At 53.9% G+C, this 18,318-nt stretch carries 16 protein-coding genes; 12 read left to right on the top strand and 4 right to left on the bottom strand.

Annotated features, from left to right (window positions below):
* The first annotated feature begins 75 nt into the window (after window positions 1–75).
* Complete coding sequence (locus tag QP888_RS01725) at window positions 76–468, top strand: oxidoreductase (protein ID WP_284811746.1); 393 nt, start codon at window positions 76–78, stop codon at window positions 466–468.
* A gap of 31 nt (window positions 469–499) precedes the next feature.
* Here the strand turns inward: QP888_RS01725 and QP888_RS01720 are convergent, their stop codons facing one another.
* The gene (locus QP888_RS01720) at window positions 500–2,035 is read right to left on the bottom strand and encodes a leucyl aminopeptidase (protein ID WP_284811745.1); all 1,536 of its coding nucleotides are present in this window, start codon (window positions 2,033–2,035) and stop codon (window positions 500–502) included.
* 137 nt (window positions 2,036–2,172) lie between these two features.
* On the opposite strand from QP888_RS01720, the gene QP888_RS01715 reads away from it, so the two are divergent.
* Entirely contained in the window at window positions 2,173–3,261 is a 1,089-nt protein-coding gene (locus QP888_RS01715) for a branched-chain amino acid aminotransferase (RefSeq protein WP_284811744.1), read from the top strand.
* On the opposite strand, the gene QP888_RS01710 is transcribed toward QP888_RS01715, so the two are convergent.
* Window positions 3,258–4,283, bottom strand: a complete 1,026-nt coding sequence (locus tag QP888_RS01710; RefSeq protein ID WP_284811743.1) for a nicotinate-nucleotide--dimethylbenzimidazole phosphoribosyltransferase — start codon at window positions 4,281–4,283, stop codon at window positions 3,258–3,260. The genes QP888_RS01715 and QP888_RS01710 overlap by 4 nt on opposite strands.
* Before the next feature lie 39 nt (window positions 4,284–4,322).
* Complete coding sequence (locus tag QP888_RS01705; protein ID WP_502869079.1) at window positions 4,323–5,108, bottom strand: DUF3043 domain-containing protein; 786 nt, start codon at window positions 5,106–5,108, stop codon at window positions 4,323–4,325.
* A gap of 130 nt (window positions 5,109–5,238) precedes the next feature.
* Between QP888_RS01705 and QP888_RS01700 the strand changes: the two genes are divergently transcribed.
* Window positions 5,239–5,583, top strand: a complete 345-nt coding sequence (locus QP888_RS01700; RefSeq protein WP_018120470.1) for a HesB/IscA family protein — start codon at window positions 5,239–5,241, stop codon at window positions 5,581–5,583.
* Between the two features lie 347 nt (window positions 5,584–5,930).
* On the opposite strand, the gene asnB is transcribed toward QP888_RS01700, so the two are convergent.
* Window positions 5,931–7,853, bottom strand: coding sequence for an asparagine synthase (glutamine-hydrolyzing) (asnB, locus tag QP888_RS01695; protein ID WP_284811739.1), 1,923 nt, complete (start codon window positions 7,851–7,853; stop codon window positions 5,931–5,933).
* A gap of 421 nt (window positions 7,854–8,274) precedes the next feature.
* Here asnB and ctaC point away from each other — a divergent pair, with 421 nt between their 5' ends.
* The 9 genes from ctaC to QP888_RS01650 all read left to right on the top strand — a co-directional run bounded on the left by ctaC (window position 8,275) and on the right by QP888_RS01650 (window position 18,315).
* Window positions 8,275–9,366, top strand: a complete 1,092-nt coding sequence (gene ctaC, locus QP888_RS01690; RefSeq protein ID WP_284811737.1) for an aa3-type cytochrome oxidase subunit II — start codon at window positions 8,275–8,277, stop codon at window positions 9,364–9,366.
* Between the two features lie 20 nt (window positions 9,367–9,386).
* Complete coding sequence (ctaF, locus tag QP888_RS01685) at window positions 9,387–9,818, top strand: aa3-type cytochrome oxidase subunit IV (RefSeq protein ID WP_284811735.1); 432 nt, start codon at window positions 9,387–9,389, stop codon at window positions 9,816–9,818.
* Between the two features lie 533 nt (window positions 9,819–10,351).
* A complete protein-coding gene (gene ctaE, locus QP888_RS01680) occupies window positions 10,352–10,966 on the top strand; it encodes an aa3-type cytochrome oxidase subunit III (RefSeq protein ID WP_026167858.1) in 615 nt (204 codons plus the stop codon).
* 64 nt (window positions 10,967–11,030) lie between these two features.
* Window positions 11,031–11,924, top strand: a complete 894-nt coding sequence (qcrC, locus tag QP888_RS01675) for a cytochrome bc1 complex diheme cytochrome c subunit (RefSeq protein WP_284811731.1) — start codon at window positions 11,031–11,033, stop codon at window positions 11,922–11,924.
* On the top strand, window positions 11,924–13,144 hold the full coding sequence (qcrA, locus tag QP888_RS01670) for a cytochrome bc1 complex Rieske iron-sulfur subunit (protein WP_284811729.1): 1,221 nt from the start codon (window positions 11,924–11,926) through the stop codon (window positions 13,142–13,144). The genes qcrC and qcrA overlap by 1 nt, the downstream gene beginning before the upstream one ends.
* Complete coding sequence (gene qcrB / locus QP888_RS01665; protein ID WP_284811726.1) at window positions 13,144–14,772, top strand: cytochrome bc1 complex cytochrome b subunit; 1,629 nt, start codon at window positions 13,144–13,146, stop codon at window positions 14,770–14,772. The genes qcrA and qcrB overlap by 1 nt, the downstream gene beginning before the upstream one ends.
* 705 nt (window positions 14,773–15,477) lie before the next feature.
* Window positions 15,478–16,074, top strand: a complete 597-nt coding sequence (locus QP888_RS01660) for a C40 family peptidase (protein WP_284811724.1) — start codon at window positions 15,478–15,480, stop codon at window positions 16,072–16,074.
* Window positions 16,075–16,160: 86 nt separating this feature from the next.
* The gene (locus QP888_RS01655) at window positions 16,161–17,198 is read left to right on the top strand and encodes a C40 family peptidase (RefSeq protein ID WP_284811723.1); all 1,038 of its coding nucleotides are present in this window, start codon (window positions 16,161–16,163) and stop codon (window positions 17,196–17,198) included.
* A 154-nt stretch (window positions 17,199–17,352) separates the two neighbouring features.
* Window positions 17,353–18,315 carry an ROK family protein gene (locus QP888_RS01650; protein ID WP_284811721.1) on the top strand — a complete coding sequence of 321 codons (963 nt, stop codon included), beginning with the start codon at window positions 17,353–17,355 and terminating at the stop codon, window positions 18,313–18,315.
* Window positions 18,316–18,318: the final 3 nt, after the last annotated feature.

The raw sequence follows: 18,318 nt of genomic DNA, 5'->3' as shown, positions 1-18,318 counted from the left end.
GCCTACCGCCATCAACGGTGCTTCGTGTAATGAGCCAACACGCACATTTGTGCATTACCCCTAGAATTGTGAACTGTGTTTAACCTATTCCGTCGGAACTCTACAAAATCACAGCTTAAGCCCCCGCGGGCTCCGGGCGATACCATCCGTGAAAAAGACCTCACAGAACTGGTCGCCTGGGTCAGTGGGCGCGGAATGGTCGAAGGTTTCGTGGAGCCGGAAACTGTGGTTAACGAGATGTCGATCGTGTTCGTCGACGACACCGGTGACTACATTCGCCGCCGTATCGGAGGGCCAAAAGGAATAGACGCTGTGGCTCGGGCGCTCGACGTTCCAATTTACGATGTCGAGGAAACCGGGTATCCACAGCGTATGCGCGAGCGCATGAAACGTGAACGGATTCTCCGCAAGCGCCGAGAGCAAGCCGAGCGCCGCAAACAATGGGAGCAGCGCAACGGCGAAGCTTAGTGCTCAGTGTTTAGTGCTTAATGCTCTGTGCCTAGCCAGCAACCTCATTTAACCAAGCTACCAACGTGCGTACTGGCACACCGGTAGCACGCTTGGCTGTATAACCGGAAGCACTAGCCGCCCAGGCAGGACCCGCGATATCAAGGTGAGCCCATTCGATGCCTGCGCCGACGAACTGGGAAAGGTAGGTGCCGGCAAACTGCATGCCGCCCCAACGATCTTCTGAGATATTGCGGATATCGGCGGCTGGGGTCTTGATAGCTTCTGCGTGTTCTTCCAACAGCGCCATTGCCCAGGCTTTTTCGCCAACGGTGCGGCCTAGCTCCGCAATGCGATCACGCAATTTGTCGCTGCCCATCACGCCGTAAGTCTGCTTACCCAGCGCCAGCATTTGGTGGCCGGTCAGGGTCGCTGCTTCGACCAGATAGTCTGGTTTATCTTCGCTGGCCCGAGCGATGGCGTCGGCAAGCACGATGCGCCCTTCGGCGTCGGTATTGAGGATTTCCGAGGTAATACCTCCGTAGTGAGTGATGACATCGCCAGGGCGGATCGCGTTGCCGGATGGCATGTTTTCTGCCAACGGAACCGTGGTAGTCAGCTCCACGTTGATATCGAGTTTCGCGGCGGCGACGGTGGCAGCAACGACGGCAGCAGAACCGCCCATGTCCATGATCATGTCCCCCATGCCAGCTCCCGGCTTAAGGGAGATACCGCCGGTATCAAAGGTAATACCCTTACCGACCAGTGCGACTTTCTTCTTTGCTTTGCGTGGGCGGTGGTGTAGGCGGACCAGACGTGGCGGACGAACAGAACCTTGTCCTACCGCCAAGATTCCGCCGAAGCCTTCTTTCTGCAGCTGTTTTTCGTCCAAAACCTCGACCTTAAGGCCGACGTCTTCGGCGAAACCGCGAATAAACGAGGCATAAGATTCTGGAAATTTGTGGCTAGACGGCACGTTGACGAAATCGCGAGCCAAGCAGACCGACTCTGCGCCGACCTGTGCAAAGCGGAAGATCTCTGCATCTTTCTTCGGATCACCAAGCACAGTGAAAGCGGCGGGGTCCTTGTCAGACTTGTTTTTCTTATCCTCTGGCTTGTCGACGCCGTCGTCCTTGTTTCCGCGGATGCCTGGGTAGGAATAGCTACCCAGAATCAGGCCTTCGATGACTGGTACCAGGTTCTCACTGTCGTCGGACAGCGCTACTGCAACGGAATCCAAGTCCTTGACCGCGCGGGATAGGCTGCCAGCAGCGCGGCGCAGCACCTCGTTATCAAGCTTATCGCGGGAGCCCAAACCAACCGCAATGATGACGTCGGCATCCAGCTTCTTCGGAGCTGGCAAGCGAGTGATCTCGTTCGCTGTACCCTTTGCTTTGACGGTCGCCAACGCGTCGTTGACCTCGCGTAGCTGGCTTCCACCGAGCCAAGCAGTCTCGCTGGCCTCCACCGCGTTATCGTCATGAAATACGCCAATAACCAGGCCATCAGCCTTTTTCGGTAATTTCTTATTCAGCTCAACCGTGCTAATTTTTCCGCGGGCTGGAAGTTCAAACTTTTTGTCAGCCATATTTTCCTTTCTCGCGTAATACGTTGCTTGCGCAAATCGCCTGCAGGTCATACCAGCCTAGCGAGATTTAGCAGTACATGCCTTCGCTTGTGTGCCCTATATCTCTTTTAGCAGAGGCAACGGGTACATTAGCTATCATGAGCGACTTAGAATTTGCAGTAACCCGCAACCAAAACCCGACCTCGCCAGCGGAGCGCGAGAAAATTCTCGCAAATCCAGCGTTTGGAAAAAAATTCACCGACCACATGGTGGTTGCGGACTGGAACGCTGAACAGGGTTGGCACAATCTCGAGGTCAAACCATATGCGCCATTGACCTTGGACCCGGCAACCACCGTGTTCCACTATGGGCAGGCGATTTTTGAAGGAATCAAGGCTTACCGCCACAAAGATGACACTATTGTTACCTTCCGGCCTGACAAAAACGCCCAGCGGATTGCTAATTCTGCCCAGCGTATGGCAATGCCCGAAATCCCAGAAGATTTGTTTGTCCAGGCATTGGAAGAACTCGTTGCTGTTGACAAAGACTGGGTACCAGCTGGCGGGGGAGAGGGATCGCTTTATTTGCGCCCGTTTTTGATTGCCACCGAGGTGGGATTGGGAGTAGCCCCGTCGCAGAGCTATCGCTTTTTAGTTATTGCTTCCCCGGTGGGAGCGTATTTCCAAGGCGGTGTGCAGCCAGTGTCGGTGTGGATTTCTGAGGATTATGTTCGCGCGGCACCCGGCGGTACTGGAGCTGCGAAATTTGCGGGCAACTATGCCGCATCGTTGGTGGCGCAACAAGAAGCAAGTGCGCACGACTGTGACCAGGTGGTTTTTTTAGATGCGGCGAACCAGCATAAAGTCGAAGAAATGGGCGGAATGAACGTCATGTTCGTCATCGACGGCAAATTGGTGACTCCGGAGTTGTCTGGCACGATTCTGCCGGGAGTGACTCGAGACTCGATCCTGCAACTCGCACGTGAGATGGGCATTGAGATTGTGGAAAAAACCATCACTTTGGATGAGTGGCGGCAAGCCGCGCACAGTGGTGCCATGACTGAGGCTTTCGCCTGTGGTACCGCAGCGGTAATTACCCCTATTGGAACAGTGAAAACTAACGGCGATACTTTCACCATTGGTGGTGGGGAATCGGGCGAGCTCACCATGCGCCTGCGCGAGAAACTGACTGGGATTCAGCGCGGCAAAGTTGCTGATGAGCACGGCTGGCTCCACAAATTGGCTTAAGCGTCCTTGGCGACACTGGAGTTGGGCTCAGCGGTGCTGAGCTCTGTGGCGTTGGACTCAGTGCTTCTGGGCTTGGGTTCAGTGGCTCTGGTGGCGTTGCTGTCGCTCTGTGCGTTGATCGCCTCGGTGATTGCATACACTTCGTCGCTGACAAGCTCAATTGCGGCATTAAGAGCCGAAAGGGCAAGCACACCACCGGTTCCCTGCCCTGTGCTGAGATCAAATGCCAGCATGGGAGTTAGCTCAAGTTTCTGTACTGCCAGAATGTGCGCCGGTTCGGGCGAGAGCTGGCTCGAATACAACCATGCTCGCGTGCCGGGAGCGATTTTTTCTGCCATTAAGCCGCACACCGTGGCGAAGCAGCCGTCGATAAGTACAGGCGTTCTGCGAGTAGTTGCCTGCAATATGAAACCGACCAAGGCCTGGGCTGCTGGCGTACCAGATTCAGTGAGTAGTTCCAGTGGTGCCGCGTGGGCGGTGCAGCACCGAAACATGTGATCACGAATAGCTGCGACATCGCGCTGCCATTGTTGTGTAGTCAGTGATGTATCTAAGCTGGCGAGGGCAACTGGTTCAGTTTTCGTTAGCGCGCCGAATAGCGCCGCTGCTTCGGTAGAAAACCCTTCGCCCAGTTCGCCGGGGATTAATAAATCTGCTCCGGCATCGATTTCGGAATCGGCAATGGCGCTGCCGAACTGCAATGCAGAATCATCGGTGGGGATTTCTTCGACGCGAACCCCTGCTCCGTGCGTGCGCGCCAGTGTGGCGACCGGCGCAGAACCCGCAGCGATGTCATTAGCTGCGTCAGCATTGCCGTCCTCGTGGCCGTAAAAGATTACGACCCGCGGCTGGCGCAACGGCTCAGCTGGTACTTTGCCCTGGCAGGCGGCCATGAACGCCGCAGCGTCGGTAAGCCGACCGAAACTTCGCCCCCGCGCAGTCGACGACATTGCGGCGATGACTGCGGTTGCGGCTTGCGCATCCACCTCAGCGGGACGTGCAAACTCTGCGTCAAAAACCATTGTGCAGCTACCTCGTTGCCGTGCTTTTAAACAGTTACTTTACACCTTTGCGCCGCGTTCAACCTGGGGCTTTGGCGAACGCCACTTGCGTGGTTGGGTAGCACGCGAATACGCATAAAAGCCCAAACGAAGGCCGGTTTCGGTGGTGTCGGGGAATTTCTTGCGTACAGCATTATTGCAGCGCTTACCCAAGATGACGCCCTCGATAGCGAGAATAACGATGACGACCATGCCGATCAGCGAGATGATATTTGCAACGTACGGGTTGATTCCTCCCAACAGCGTCGCCCCTAAAATAATAAGGGCAATAAGCATGACCCAGTTGGTTAAAAACGCGCGCGAGTCCACCCAGTCGCGTACGTAGCGGCGAACCGGGCCGATATCGCGGGCCAAGAGATAACGCTCATCGCCAGCATCCATACGTTCCTGTTGTTCTTTGCGGCGACGCATGTTTTCTTGGCGTTCTTCGCGTTTGTAGTCTTTCCATTCCTGTTTGGACATGGACTTCTTTAATTCTTTGCGACGTTGCCGAGCTTGTGCAGGTGACGCACCGTTGGGGTCGCGCCTTACCCCGCGCCGAATTTCCTGCTCCTTGCGGGAAGGAGTGGGTTTGTTCTTCTTCGGGGTATATCCCTTGGGCAAATCCTGTTGTTCAGATTGGCGTGCTCCAAACTCGGCTGACTCAGGCCGGGGTGAGTCAGGCTGGCTTGAGTTGGACCGAGCTGATCCATCCTGATCATACGAACCGGCACCGTCCGTGCTGGAAGCGGAGTTGGCGGAATCGCTGGATTCATTCTGCTGAGGTTTTTGCCACGGTAGTTTCACAGTTTTACAGCGTACAACCTGCCAGCCAGTAACAACAATGAACATGGAGTAATTTATGGCGGGTTTCGGCATCGGAAAAAGGGGAGTAGACTAACTGCAAAACAAGCGTTCACCATGAAGGAGAACTATTATGACCGCCCCTACTTCGTCGACCGGCGTGATCCTCACCGACGCCGCGGCTGAAAAAGCTAAGTCTTTGCTGGAGCAGGAAGGCCGCACAGACCTGTCCCTGCGCATCGCAGTGCAGCCAGGTGGCTGTGCAGGCCTGCGCTACCAACTGTATTTTGATGACCGCGAACTCGACGGCGATAAGATCGATGAAGTCGGTGGCATTAACTTAGTCGTCGACAAGATGTCGGTGCCGTACTTGATGGGCGCGAAGATTGACTTTGCCGACACAATCGAGCAGCAAGGCTTTACCATCGATAACCCGAATGCTGGTGGCTCCTGCGCTTGTGGCGACTCGTTCAACTAACCCAAGCGCATCTAAATCCAGACACAGTTGAGCACCGAGTTTTGTGCCCTTCTAATCGCTGTGGCCACCTAGCTATTGCGACAACGATGAGCCTAGCTAGACGCTGGTGACTGAGTTGAGAAATGCTAGAAGCCCCTGAATCCCGGAGTAATTTGCGGATTCAGGGGCTTTTGGCGTGTAGTGCTTACGGATGATGCCCGAATCGTCTGACCCACGCAATCGTGTATGAAAAACTCTTGCGGAGCTAGTGCCCCAGCTAGAGTGCGGGCGTAAACCCATTCACCGGGGTTAGCCGACGTGGATGCTTGGCCAGTGAGAGGGGGTTAGTCCGGCATCTACGTTGACGGTTATAGCCGCACTGGGTAGTCGCGCTGTTCGATTTCTGGGTCAATGCGCTTTTCGACGAAAATGCCGTGCCAAATCATGAACGCCAATACTGTCCACAAACGTCGGGAGTGGTCAGATTGGCCAGCGCGGTGTTCGTGCAGCATATCCAGGACGGCGTTTTTGTCGAAGATATCGTCAGTGTGCGAAGCTTTGATGTGGTCTTGCGCCCAACCGTGCAGTTCGTCTCCGGCCAACCAATGCCGCATCGGAACCGGGAAGCCGAGTTTCTTGCGGTGCAAAACGTGTGGGGGAACAATCTGTTCCATGGCTTTACGCAACGCATATTTCGTTGTGCCGTGACTGATCTTGAGCTGGTGCGGGATGGTCTCGGCTACGCGGAAAACTTCTTTATCCAAAAAAGGCACGCGTAGCTCAAGCGAATTCGCCATGTTGATCTTGTCGGCCTTCACTAGGATGTCGCCGCGCATCCAGGTAAATAAATCCAGGTGCTGCATTCGCGCGACCGGATCCATATCTTCTGATTGTGTGTAGATATCCTTCGTGACATCGCGGTGATCCCAATCTTTTCGTGCCCAAGGGATGACTCGCTGCATCTGTTCGAAATTGAAGGAACGCGCGTTGCCGTAATAACGCTCTTCCATAGTCATCGAACCTCGTTCGAGCAGAGACTTACCCTTGATGCCATCGGGCAAAACGCGGGATAGGACGCCCAGTCCACGACGCAACGGTCCTGGGACTTTCTCAAACGGTGCGAGAGAAAGTGGTTCCTTGTAGATGGTGTAGCCGCCAAAGAGTTCGTCAGCTCCCTCACCTGAAAGCACAACCTTGACGTGTTTGCGAGCTTCGGCGGCGACGAAGTGCAACGGGACTAGCGATGGGTCAGCAACGGGATCATCCAAATACCACATGATCTTCGGAATAGCGTCGGCGTATTCTTCTGGGCTGACCACTTTGACAATGTGCTCTGCACCGATGGCCTCTGCGGATTCCGCAGCGACATCGACTTCTGAATAACCCTCGCGTTCAAAACCAGTGGTGAACGTCAGCAAGTTAGGGTTGTGGCGTTTTGCTAACGCAGCGATTGCCGTGGAATCGATGCCACCGGACAGGAAAGAACCAACCGTAACGTCGGCCCGCATATGCTTTTCGACGGAATCCTCGAGCGCATGCGCGATGCGATCAAATAATTGCTGTTCCTGTCCTGCGGGAACAGGCTTGGTGCGGAAGCGTGGACGGAAATAACGCTCAGCGTCTACCTCGCCAGCCGGCGATATAACAGCGGTGCAACCAGACTCTAGACGCCGGATATTAGCGTGCAGGGATTCAGGTTCCGGCACGTATTGTAAGTCGACGTAGTGCTCAATTGCTCTACGGTCAAGATCCAGACCTAGACCGATGGCGTCAGCAAGCTCCAGAATGGATTTCTTTTCTGACGCAAAGACCGTGCCTGCGGGCGTCGTTGCGTAGAACAATGGCTTGATACCGAATTGGTCCCGCGCCACGAACATCTGCTGGCTTCGTGTATCCCAGATAGCGATGGCGAACATGCCGCGAAGGTGTTCTACAACGGCTGGGCCCCAATGATGGAAACCGACCACAATGGGTTCTCCATCACCGGAGGTATTGAAGCTATACCCCGCCTCCTCCAGCTCTGCACGCAATTCTACGTAGTTGTAGATTTCACCGTTAAAGGTCATAGCGTATCGCTCTGGCTCGTCTTCTGGGCCCCAACGGAGTGGTTGATGAGAATGCTCTAAATCAATAATCGAAAGACGATTAAATCCGAGCACCGCATGATCATCATTCCACGTTCCTGCGGCATCGGGGCCGCGGTGACGCATGCAAGGAAGCGCATCCTCCATTGCAGAGACGTAAGAAGTAGCGTCGCCACGCGCCGTCAACATAGCGAGAAGTCCACACATTGTTAATTTCTCCTCTGGGTGGTGTAGTGCCCCGACTACTTTACGGCCCACAGGGATTAAGCGGTTAATCATTCGGGGAAAGTTGCTACGAAGGCGCGTGCAATCGCCATGGGCTTATCCGTTTACCTCAAAGTGAGTGAAACTTTGGGTTGATACCGAGCTCTTTTCGTGTGAACTGGGTTATAAGAAATCTCAAAACGGGTAGAGTGCGCTGTCTAGGGCTGCCTAAAAGGTACCCATTGTGCAGCGCATACCCCGTAGGTGAGTGCAATGAAGCTATCCCTGCATAAGGTTAGCGAGTTTGCTGGAGTTAGCCTGCTGCGAAACTGATAAGAATCCGGCGCATTTGAGTTATGCTGCTTACATAGGAATGCTTATAACAGTAGGCAGACAATTGTGTGCAAAGAAAGGCAGAACACACGTGGGACAGCGTAATGAACGCAGCTTGCGCCGGAAATTAGGTCTTGGTGGCGTCTTAGGTCTCGCAACGGTCGGTTTGGCCGCTTGTGACGTCGAGCCGCCAGCTGCGGCTTCAAATTTCCTGCACATGGGTTGGCCAGAGGGAGTCACCCCAGAGGCGAACTCCATGTTCAACTTCTGGATCTGGATCTGGGTACTGGCCTGGTTTATCGGAATTATCATGTGGGCGTTGTTCCTGACGGCTATTTTCCGTTGGAGTGCTAAGCGCGCCAAAAAGAAAGGTCGGGGGGAGTTCCCACGACAGCTGCAGTACAACGTTCCGGTCGAACTAGTTTTGACGATTATTCCAGTCATCATCGTTATGGCTCTGTTCTTCTTTACGGTTCAGGTGCAGCAGAAGGTTGTCGCAAACGATAAAGAGCCTGAGGTCGCGGTAGACGTTACGGCCTTCCAATGGAACTGGAAGTTTGGCTACGCCGAAGTTGGCGGAAACTTCACGCCAAACGGCCAGGACTACGACGGTCAAGATGAAGAGCGCACCGCGATTGCTGAAAAATCGAAGCACGACCCTGAGGATATGGACAATGCTAACCCAGTTCATGGTCGTTCTAGCGGAGACAATTCGTACCTGAACTACAACGAGATCGAGACGTTGGGTACTACGGATGAGATTCCAGTGTTGGTTCTGCCTACCAACACCGCAATCGAATTCCGTCTGGCTTCCGGCGACGTGTCCCACTCGTTCTGGGTACCAGAGTTCCTCTTCAAACGCGATGTGTACTCACACCCAGAAAACAACCAGCAGGAGCGCGCATTCCAAATTGAAGAAATTCAAGAAGAAGGTGCCTTTGTTGGACGCTGCGCCGAAATGTGCGGTACTTACCACGCGATGATGAACTTCGAAATTCGTGCGGTATCTCCGGAGAAGTTCGCTGACTACATGGAGTTCCGCCTCGCAAACCCGGATGCTCCTAACTCAGAGGCTCTGGCATCGATCGGTGAAGCCCCTTACGCCACCTCAACCAAGCCATTCAATTCCGCTCGTGAAACCGCCGATGGCGATAACGCTGCGGATCCAAATACCGCTCTGTAAAATAAAAGGAGAATACAGACATGCGCGCTAGTGCGAAACTGTTCTACGCAATCGCCGTCTTCCTCGGAATCTCCGGAGTGGTCTACGTCTTCGGCACCGTGTGGATCGAAGACGACGCCTGGGTGCACCGATACGATTGGGCAGGTGGCGTCCCGCTGCTGTTGGCTGCGCTGATGGCCATCATGCTTGGTGTCTATCTGCACTTGACTGAATCACGAGCTGACGTGTTGCCGGAAGACTGGGAAGAAGCAGAGATTTCCGATTCCGCCGGCATTCTTGGTTTCTTCTCGCCAGGCTCGATGTGGCCATTCTGGATGTCTATTTCCATCTTCGTTTTCGGCCTTGGCGTGATTTTCATGTACTATTGGCTGATTCTGGTTGGTGGCGTCATGTTGATCTGGGCTTGCACTATGTTGAGCCTGCAATATGGCCTGCCAAAGGAAAAGCACTAGTATGACAGTGCTTTAGCAGCATTAATCTAAGCGCCCCAACTGTTCCGCAATGGGAATGGGAGGGGCGCCTTTGCTGTCTGCAATATAACATATTAATTAACTGGCAAGCTGTTGTGTTCTCCGTCGACCAGTTTTCGTATAGTGACGAAACGACATTGGGAGTTCCGGTAGATTTTAATCATGAATAAGTTCCCGCAATTTTAGGGGCATACAAAAGTTTGAACAGGGGATTTTGGGTGGTTTTCCCGCTGTGAGTTACGGCACTTTATGGGGGTGGAATGGTGACGCCTTACCCCCGATTTGAGTTATGTGTGAATCCCGCTCCCACTAACGCTGCGTGTTTAGCGGAGGATAATTGCCCGGTGACCTGCCAATAGAGGTAGTCGGAAAAAACAAGAAAAAGTTCCCTGATTCTCATGGGTATTTTAGCTACCCCCGTTGACCGGGAAGCTGGGGTGTTGGCTTAATGTGACCTGGGAAAATGGGTGGGAACTAAGATGAAATTCAGGAAAGGACGGTGCATACTAATGAACGTGACGAGCGCAGTAACTAACCCAGGAATGACAGCACCACAACGTGTCGTGTCGCTGAACCGGCCCAATATGGTCAGTGTCGGCACGATTGTGTTCCTGTCGCAGGAATTGATGTTCTTCGCCGGATTGTTTGCGATGTGGTTTACATCGCGAGCTAACGGACAAGCGGGAGACTGGAGTGAGCAAACCCATCACCTTAATGTGATTTATGGCGCGATCATTACAGCCATCCTTATTACCTCGTCCGTTACTTCGCAGTTCGGCGTATTCGCGGCCGAAAAAGGCGATGTGTTCAAGCTCCGCTTGTGGTACACCGTCACTATTGCCCTGGGCGTTGTGTTCTTGGGCATGGTCGCGTTCGAGTACTACGAGATGATCTCGCATGGCGTGACCATTCAGGCAAGTGTGTTTGGGTCGGTGTTCTTCATTATCACCGGTTTCCATATGCTTCACGTGACTGCAGGTCTTATTGCTTTCGCCATTGTTCTGGCTAGGGTTTGGAAGTCAAAATTCACCCCCGCTCAGGCAACCGCAGCGATGGCAGTCTCGTATTACTGGCACTTCGTTGACGTCATCTGGATTGGCGTCTTTATCGTTATTTATCTCGTTCAGTAGGCCGTAGCTAGCCGTATTACGGTCTACAGCCCTTCACTTTCCGTTCTCGACATTTTAAAGGGAAATGATGGATACCAACCCGAACACAGAGCCGCAACGGGAAAACCCGACTGTCGGCAAAGCGAGCGCTTCGCGCCGTAAACGCAAGATGCGTCGGACGCTCGCCGGCGCAGCTGCATTGTCTGTAGGGCTCACCGGCGCCGGTATTCTTGCCAGCGCTTTGACCCCGGAAGCGCAAGTCGCTACCGCACAACGTGATGACCAAGCTCTGATTCAAGAAGGCAAGGACATCTACGAAGTTGCATGTATTACTTGTCACGGAACCAACTTGCAGGGTGTTCCTGATCGTGGGCCGTCGCTGATTGGCGTCGGCGAGGGCTCCGTTTACTTCCAGGTGCATTCAGGTCGTATGCCTATGATGTCCAACGACGCACAGGCAGAGCGGAAAACCCCGCGTTATACCGAACAACAAACTCTCGCGTTGGCCGCGTACGTAGCAGCTAACGGTGGGGGACCTGACCTTGTCTATAACGACGACGGCACTATTGCGATGGAGGAACTTCGCGGTTCTTCTTATAACGGCCAGATTCAGCCAGAAGATATAGCGCGCGGTTCGGAGTTGTTCCGGATGAACTGTGCATCGTGTCACAACTTCACTGGTCGCGGCGGCGCGCTCTCGTCCGGTAAGTTTGCACCTCCTTTGGACCCTGCCAACGAGCAAGAGATCTATCAGGCTATGCTCACTGGTCCGCAGAACATGCCTAAGTTCTCTGAACGGCAGTTGACCCACGACGAGAAGGCAGACATCATCGCGTTCATTAAAGACGCGAAAGAGTCACCTTCGTCGGGTGGTTGGTCTGTAGGTGGATTGGGCCCGGTTGCTGAAGGCTTGGCCATGTGGATCATCGGCATCACCGCTCTGGTTGGTGCAGCTATGTGGATTGGATCGCGTACCTAATGTCGAACGAGAAAAAGAATTACACGGAACAAGAGCTTCGGGGTATGAGCCAAGATGAATTGGCTCAACTCGGTACGGAACTCGATGAAGTCACCGTCGCATATCGGAAAGAACGGTTCCCGGTAGAAAATGACCCAGCAGAGAAGCGCGCATCGATTTCTGTCGGCGTCTTCTTCGCTGTAGCCATCGTCGCTGCAATCGCTTTCCTCGGTGTTTACCTGTTCTGGCCATGGGGCTACAAGGGACATGGCGAATCCGGTCAGTTCTTGCACGCCGTATACACGCCATTGCTTGGCCTCACTTCTGGTCTTGCCATTCTTTGCCTTGGCATCGGTGTGGTGATGATCGTTAAAAAGATGGTGCCGGAAGAAATTGCTGTGCAAAACCGGCACGATGGCCCCTCGGACGAAGTTGATCGGCAGACGGTTACCGCTTTGCTCAACGACGCTTGGCAAACTTCGACCCTTGGTCGCCGAAAAGCATTGCAGGGATTGCTTGGCGGTGCAGGAATCCTTGCGGGACTTGTTGTCATCGCTCCTCTTAGCGGTGCGATTCGTAACCCCTGGGCCGTTCGGCATGAGATGAATTACAACGGCGATGGAACTTTGTGGACTTCTGGATGGACTCTTCACGATCAGGGCGTAAAGCTTTACTTGGCGCGTGACACCGGTGCGATTGCTGAACACCATGAGGGGCAATCCGGAAACCACTGGGAGACCAAAGGTGTTTCCCGCCTGGTACGTGTCCGCCCGGAAGACCTGTCTGCGGCTGCGATGGAGACTGTATTCCCATTAGCTGAAGACGACGTCAACGATGGAGATCGCTACGATCCACAGCGCGATGTATATGAAAACCATATGCATTCCATTCACGGACCACGGAACGCAGTCATGCTAATTCGTCTTCGCCATGACGATGCTAAAGCGGTTGTCGAACGGGAGAATCAGGAAGACTTCCACTACGGCGATTACTATGCATATTCAAAGATTTGTACCCACGTCGGTTGCCCAACCTCGCTTTTTGAGGCACAAACCAACCGCATTTTGTGCCCGTGCCACCAGTCGCAGTTCGACGCAATGCAGTATGCAAAGCCCGTATTCGGTCCTGCGGCTCGTGCCTTGCCACAGTTGCCCATCACCGTTGACGAAGAGGGGTACCTCATCGCCCGCGGTAACTTCATCGAGCCAGTTGGCCCGGCTTTCTGGGAGCGTGAATCCTAATGAGCAATAAACTTGGACAAATAGCGGACAACGTCGATTCGCGTTACACGATCTCTGGGATGGTCCGCACCCAGATCAACAAAGTCTTTCCTACCCACTGGTCGTTCATGCTGGGTGAGATCGCCCTGTACAGCTTCATTATTTTGTTGCTGACCGGCGTGTACCTGACCTTGTTCTTCGACCCATCAATTACTAAAGTTATCTACGACGGCGGCTATCTGCCGCTCAACGGTGTCGAGATGTCTCGCGCCTACGCGACGGCTTTGGATATTTCTTTCGAAGTACGCGGTGGTCTGTTTGTACGCCAAATGCACCACTGGGCAGCGCTGATGTTCATGATGGCTATGGTTGCGCACATGCTACGCGTGTTCTTCACCGGTGCGTTCCGTCGCCCTCGCGAGGCGAACTGGATCATCGGTTGTGCTCTCATCATGCTGGGCATGGTTGAAGGATTCATGGGATACTCCCTGCCGGACGACCTGCTGTCTGGTGTCGGCCTGCGCATCATGTCCGCCATCATTCTTGGTGTCCCAATCATCGGCACTTGGATTCACTGGGCAATTTTCGACGGCGACTTCCCATCTGAGCTGATGCTGGACCGGTTCTATATCCTGCATGTTTTGATCATCCCAGGAATTATCTTGGCACTGATCGCCGCCCACCTGATGCTCGTCTGGTACCAGAAGCACACGCAGTTGCCAGGGCCCGGACGCACTGAGAACAACGTCGTTGGCGTGCGCATCATGCCGGTCTTTGCAACTAAGGCCATCGGTATGGGCTTGATCGTCGCCGGTGTATTGGCCTTGATGGCAGGCTTGTTGACTATCAACGGTTTCTGGACCATTGGACCGTACAACCCATCGCAGGTATCTGCAGGGTCGCAGCCGGACGTTTACATGCTCTGGACTGACGGTGTGGCACGTATTATGCCCGCCTGGGAGCTCTACATCGGTGGCAAAACAATCCCATCCGCATTCTGGGTTGCTCTCATGTGTGGCGTCATGGTCATCTTGCTTTTTGCCTACCCAGCACTGGAGAAGAAAGCTACGGGCGACGATGCCCACCACAACCTTCTGCAACGTCCCCGCGACGTCCCTGCTCGCACGGCGATCGGTGCAATGGCCATCACTTTCTTCCTGCTGGTCACCATTTCCGGTGGTAACGACCACGTTGCACACTTCTTCAATATTTCGCTGAATGCAATGACCTGGTTTGGCCGCATCGGTTTGGTGGTGCTCCCTCCACTGGTTTACTTCGTGACCTATCGCATCTGCGTTTCATTGCAGCGATCCGACCGCGAGGTACTTGAACACGGTATCGAGACCGGGACTATTAAACAGCTGCCTAACGGTGCATTTATTGAGGTGCACCAACCGCTGGGTCCTGTTGACGAGCATGGTGACCCAATCCCGCTGGAGTACGCTGGTGCCGCTGTTCCAAAGCAATTAAACAAGCTTGGCTACGCAGACCAAAACGCTTCCGGTGTGTTCAGCCCGGACCCGGATGACGTTGCTGATCGTAGGCGTCGCATCGAGCACGACAATCACGAGGAAGAAGCAGAAATGCTTCGCCGCCTCAATGAGGCCAACCGTGAGACCGATCGTCGGAAGGGACTTCTCGATGACTAAGTAACCCGATTTCATAATTTCGGGTGAAACCTCAACGCGCCTAGGCTTATCGCCAAATACGCCGAACACTCCCCGTCTCTAGGACTTCTAGAGGCGGGGAGTGTTGTGTTTATGGAGTATCAAGTCGGGCAAAACCCGCCAACAACGCAGTGCCGAAGTTGGCTGCCACACCGGTGCGGGCCCTTGACTGTTTTGACTTAACCCAGTTTTCAGACGAAATGACCGCAGCTATTACATCTCGAGACGGTGCGGTTTAGCGTCAACCGAAGTTTTGTCGACATGATAATGACACGTTGCTAATAGCGCTCAAGGCAAGAATTTCTTGCAATAACTACATATGTGACTAATGTCATCCCAATTGAATTTTTTTAAATGGCATGCTCTTTGCCTATTGGTGGTTTTATCGTAGCGATCTGCTCTCAGCTACTGAAACCCCTGCTTATTCGATTGTTTTTCCCTTATTTTCCACGTTCGTTTCAGTGCGACGCAGTCGTGCTCGTTGCGATGTCAATATTGCAACGTCTAGATAACAGGTCGATAACGGTTGTAATTTCGGTACTCGATTAGACAACGTTTGTTGTCATTTCGTAACCTATCTGTGACATTAAGTCAGGCATCCGGCTCTCAACGCCGAGACAGAAGATGCTCTGAGCAGAAACTACCGAAAACTGTAGTGCACACTCAACCGATTTTGGAGAATATTTCGTGGCTAAACACCGTAAGCAGACCCTGTCCACCAAGCGTCGTGTAGCTGCTGCATCCGCTGTTGTAGTCGGATCAACCATGATGGCGCCAGGAATGGCAACCGCTGCTGAGTTCACTATCCCGTACACCAACTTCACTGTGGATGTTCCTGGCGTTGAAAACATCCCCGGTGCTCAGGAGTTCCTGAACAACGCCCCGGCCCCAGCTCCACACGGAACCAACCCGGTTCAGGTTGCGCAGAATGCTGTAAGTTCGAAAGGTCAGCAAATCGTTGACGCGGCACGCTCCGTAGTCGGTAGCCCATATGCCTGGGGTGCTGCAGGTCCTAACTCTTTCGACTGCTCTGGTCTTACTAGCTGGGCATACCAGCAGGCAGGTGTGAACATTCCCCGTACCTCGCAGGCTCAGGCTGCAGGTGGAACTCCAGTATCCTTGGACGCTCTGCAACCCGGAGACATCATTGCGTACTACGGTGGCGCTTCGCACGTTGGTATCTACACCGGCCACGGCACCATCATTGACGCCTTGAACTCCGGCAGTCCGGTTGGCGAGCGTCCACTGCACTTCCAGCCTATCCACTCAGCCGTACGTTTCTAAGCAGAAGGCAGGACTAGCCATTGCGCTGTGCATAGCGCTAGTATTGCCGTTGGTCTACTCGAATCATAAAGAAAGTTACTCAACGCATGATTTCTAGTGCTTTCCGGTCACGCCAGCGCCTCCTAGCCATCGCAACTGCTTCCGCCCTTATTCTCGGGGGAGGCGCATTCAGTACTCCGTCAGCGTCTGCAGACGACATTGAAACCGTCAAACATGACATCGAAACGAAGGGATTCGAGCTTTCCCGCAAGCACGAGGAACTGAAAAATCTTGAGGGCGTTTTAGAGGAGCGTTCCTTGCGTGTCGCGCAGCTTGATTCCCTTAGTGCCGACGCCGCTGCGAAGGCAGCTCAGGCGGCGGACGCACGCCAAACACTGCAACAGACAGTAGACCGGATTGCGCAAGCAAAGCAGACCGGAACTTCCATCGATGACGCTTCAGCGGTGTTGGCTTCAGGAAGCCCCCAGGAAATGATTGATCGTCAAGCGTTCTTGAATTCTTTGTCTCGTGGAGCCACCGATGAGATTCAACGACTGCAGGACGAAGTGAAAGCATCCGCTCGGAGCGCCAGCAAGGCTAATGCTAAGCTCCAGGAAGCGATTTTCCACAAGACTGATCTGGAAATCCAACGCGGTCGGCTGCAAGAGCAGCGCGACGCTTTGGAATCTGACATCGCAGACTTGGAAGCGCGTGTCAACGCTCTGAGTGAGGAGGAGCGGACAGCTCTTGGCGGTGGTGGCTCGGCAAACCTCACAGCTGCCGGCGAAGCTCTTTTGAGCGCTGCAGGATCTGGGGCCTCCGGAGCTGCATTGACTCGACTTGGAATGCCCTATAACTGGGGTGCGGCAGGCCCTGACTCCTTTGACTGTTCTGGCCTGATGCATTGGGCTTATCAACAGCAGGGCAAGAGCATCCCGCGTACCTCTCAGGCACAACTATCCGGAGGTGCCCCGGTATCACTCGATGCACTGCAACCCGGCGATATCATCGGTTATTACCCTGGTACCACTCACGTCGGTATGTATATCGGTGACGGCAAGGTAGTGCATGCCTCTACCTATGGTGTTCCCGTCCAGGTCGTTCCGTATGACTCCATGCCGATTACTGGAGCTTCCCGCTACTAGTTAACGACTAACTAACGGCAATCCTTTCGTTGTTTCGAACCCGCGTCTTCCAAGAAGACGCGGGTTCTTTGCGCTGCGGTAGCACGCGAGCTCACAGGAAGATCGCCGTACATAAAACGGATTTGGCGAGTGGATGGAGTATAGTGAGATGGTTATGTCAATTGCCTCGAATTCCTTGACGATCGGCGTAGATATTGGCGGCACAAACATGCGTGCTGCCGTCGTCGATGCGCATGGACAGATATTGGACCGCGCTGCAACGTTGACTCCAAACAGCGAAGGCGTGCTCGTCGACAAGTTGGTGGCACTGGTTGATACTTTGCGGGATCGCCATGAGATCTCCGCTGTCGGTCTTGCGGTCGCAGGTTTCCTTGACCCCGAATGCACGAAGGTTCGGTTCGCGCCGCATTTACCGTGGCGCGAAGCTCCGGTTCGCGACATCATGACTCAACGCCTCGGAATCCCGGTACGCCTGGAACATGACGCCAATTCCGCTGCGTGGGGTGAATACGTGTTTGGGCAGGCGCAGCAGGCAGAAACTTGGGTTTATTTTTCTGTCGGTACTGGAATTGGTGCAACCATCATGCACCAGGGCGAGATTTTCCGTGGGTCCTTTGGCATGGCTCCAGAATTTGGGCATGTCACAGTGGTCCCTGGTGGGCGTAAGTGCTCCTGCGGTAAGCGAGGCTGCTTAGAGCGCTATGCTTCGGGAACTGCACTGGCTGATACCGTGTTAGAGCTTGCCGACGAATGCCCTGAATATCGTCGCAGTTCTTTGCTACATACCGCTTCTACCGGTGAAGAAATCATGGCTGCAGCACGCGAAGGCGATCCGTTAGGGCAAGCGGTGGTAGCGGAATTTGCTCGATGGCTTGGTATTGGCTTGTCTTTTGTCGCAGATGTCATCGATCCGGAATTGATTGTGCTTGGTGGCGGTGTAATGGGTAATCATGACCTGTTTTTGCCTCGTGCCCACGAGGTGATGGGCGAGTCCATGGTCGCAGCAACTCATAGGCCACACCCGCAGGTTTCTATTACAAAACTAGGGTCCGCGGCGGGTATGGTTGGGGTTGCACACTTATCACGATATGCTGAAGAATCCGCAAAAATTAGCTAGAAA

The sequence above is a fragment of the Corynebacterium sp. MSK297 genome, assembly GCF_030232885.1.
Taxonomy (GTDB): domain Bacteria; phylum Actinomycetota; class Actinomycetes; order Mycobacteriales; family Mycobacteriaceae; genus Corynebacterium.
The sequence above is the reverse complement of the archived record's forward strand: the minus strand, read 5'-3'. Positions and strand labels throughout refer to the sequence as shown.

Coding starts and splice junctions, on each gene's coding strand:
- qcrA (WP_284811729.1), top strand. CDS start 11,924: ATGTCGAACGAGAAAAAGAATTACACGGAACAAGAGCTTCGGGGTATG.
- QP888_RS01700 (WP_018120470.1), top strand. CDS start 5,239: ATGACCGCCCCTACTTCGTCGACCGGCGTGATCCTCACCGACGCCGCG.
- QP888_RS01650 (WP_284811721.1), top strand. CDS start 17,353: ATGTCAATTGCCTCGAATTCCTTGACGATCGGCGTAGATATTGGCGGC.
- qcrC (WP_284811731.1), top strand. CDS start 11,031: ATGATGGATACCAACCCGAACACAGAGCCGCAACGGGAAAACCCGACT.
- QP888_RS01720 (WP_284811745.1), bottom strand. CDS start 2,035: ATGGCTGACAAAAAGTTTGAACTTCCAGCCCGCGGAAAAATTAGCACG.
- QP888_RS01710 (WP_284811743.1), bottom strand. CDS start 4,283: ATGGTTTTTGACGCAGAGTTTGCACGTCCCGCTGAGGTGGATGCGCAA.
- asnB (WP_284811739.1), bottom strand. CDS start 7,853: ATGTGTGGACTTCTCGCTATGTTGACGGCGCGTGGCGACGCTACTTCT.
- qcrB (WP_284811726.1), top strand. CDS start 13,144: ATGAGCAATAAACTTGGACAAATAGCGGACAACGTCGATTCGCGTTAC.
- ctaF (WP_284811735.1), top strand. CDS start 9,387: ATGCGCGCTAGTGCGAAACTGTTCTACGCAATCGCCGTCTTCCTCGGA.
- QP888_RS01715 (WP_284811744.1), top strand. CDS start 2,173: ATGAGCGACTTAGAATTTGCAGTAACCCGCAACCAAAACCCGACCTCG.
- QP888_RS01655 (WP_284811723.1), top strand. CDS start 16,161: ATGATTTCTAGTGCTTTCCGGTCACGCCAGCGCCTCCTAGCCATCGCA.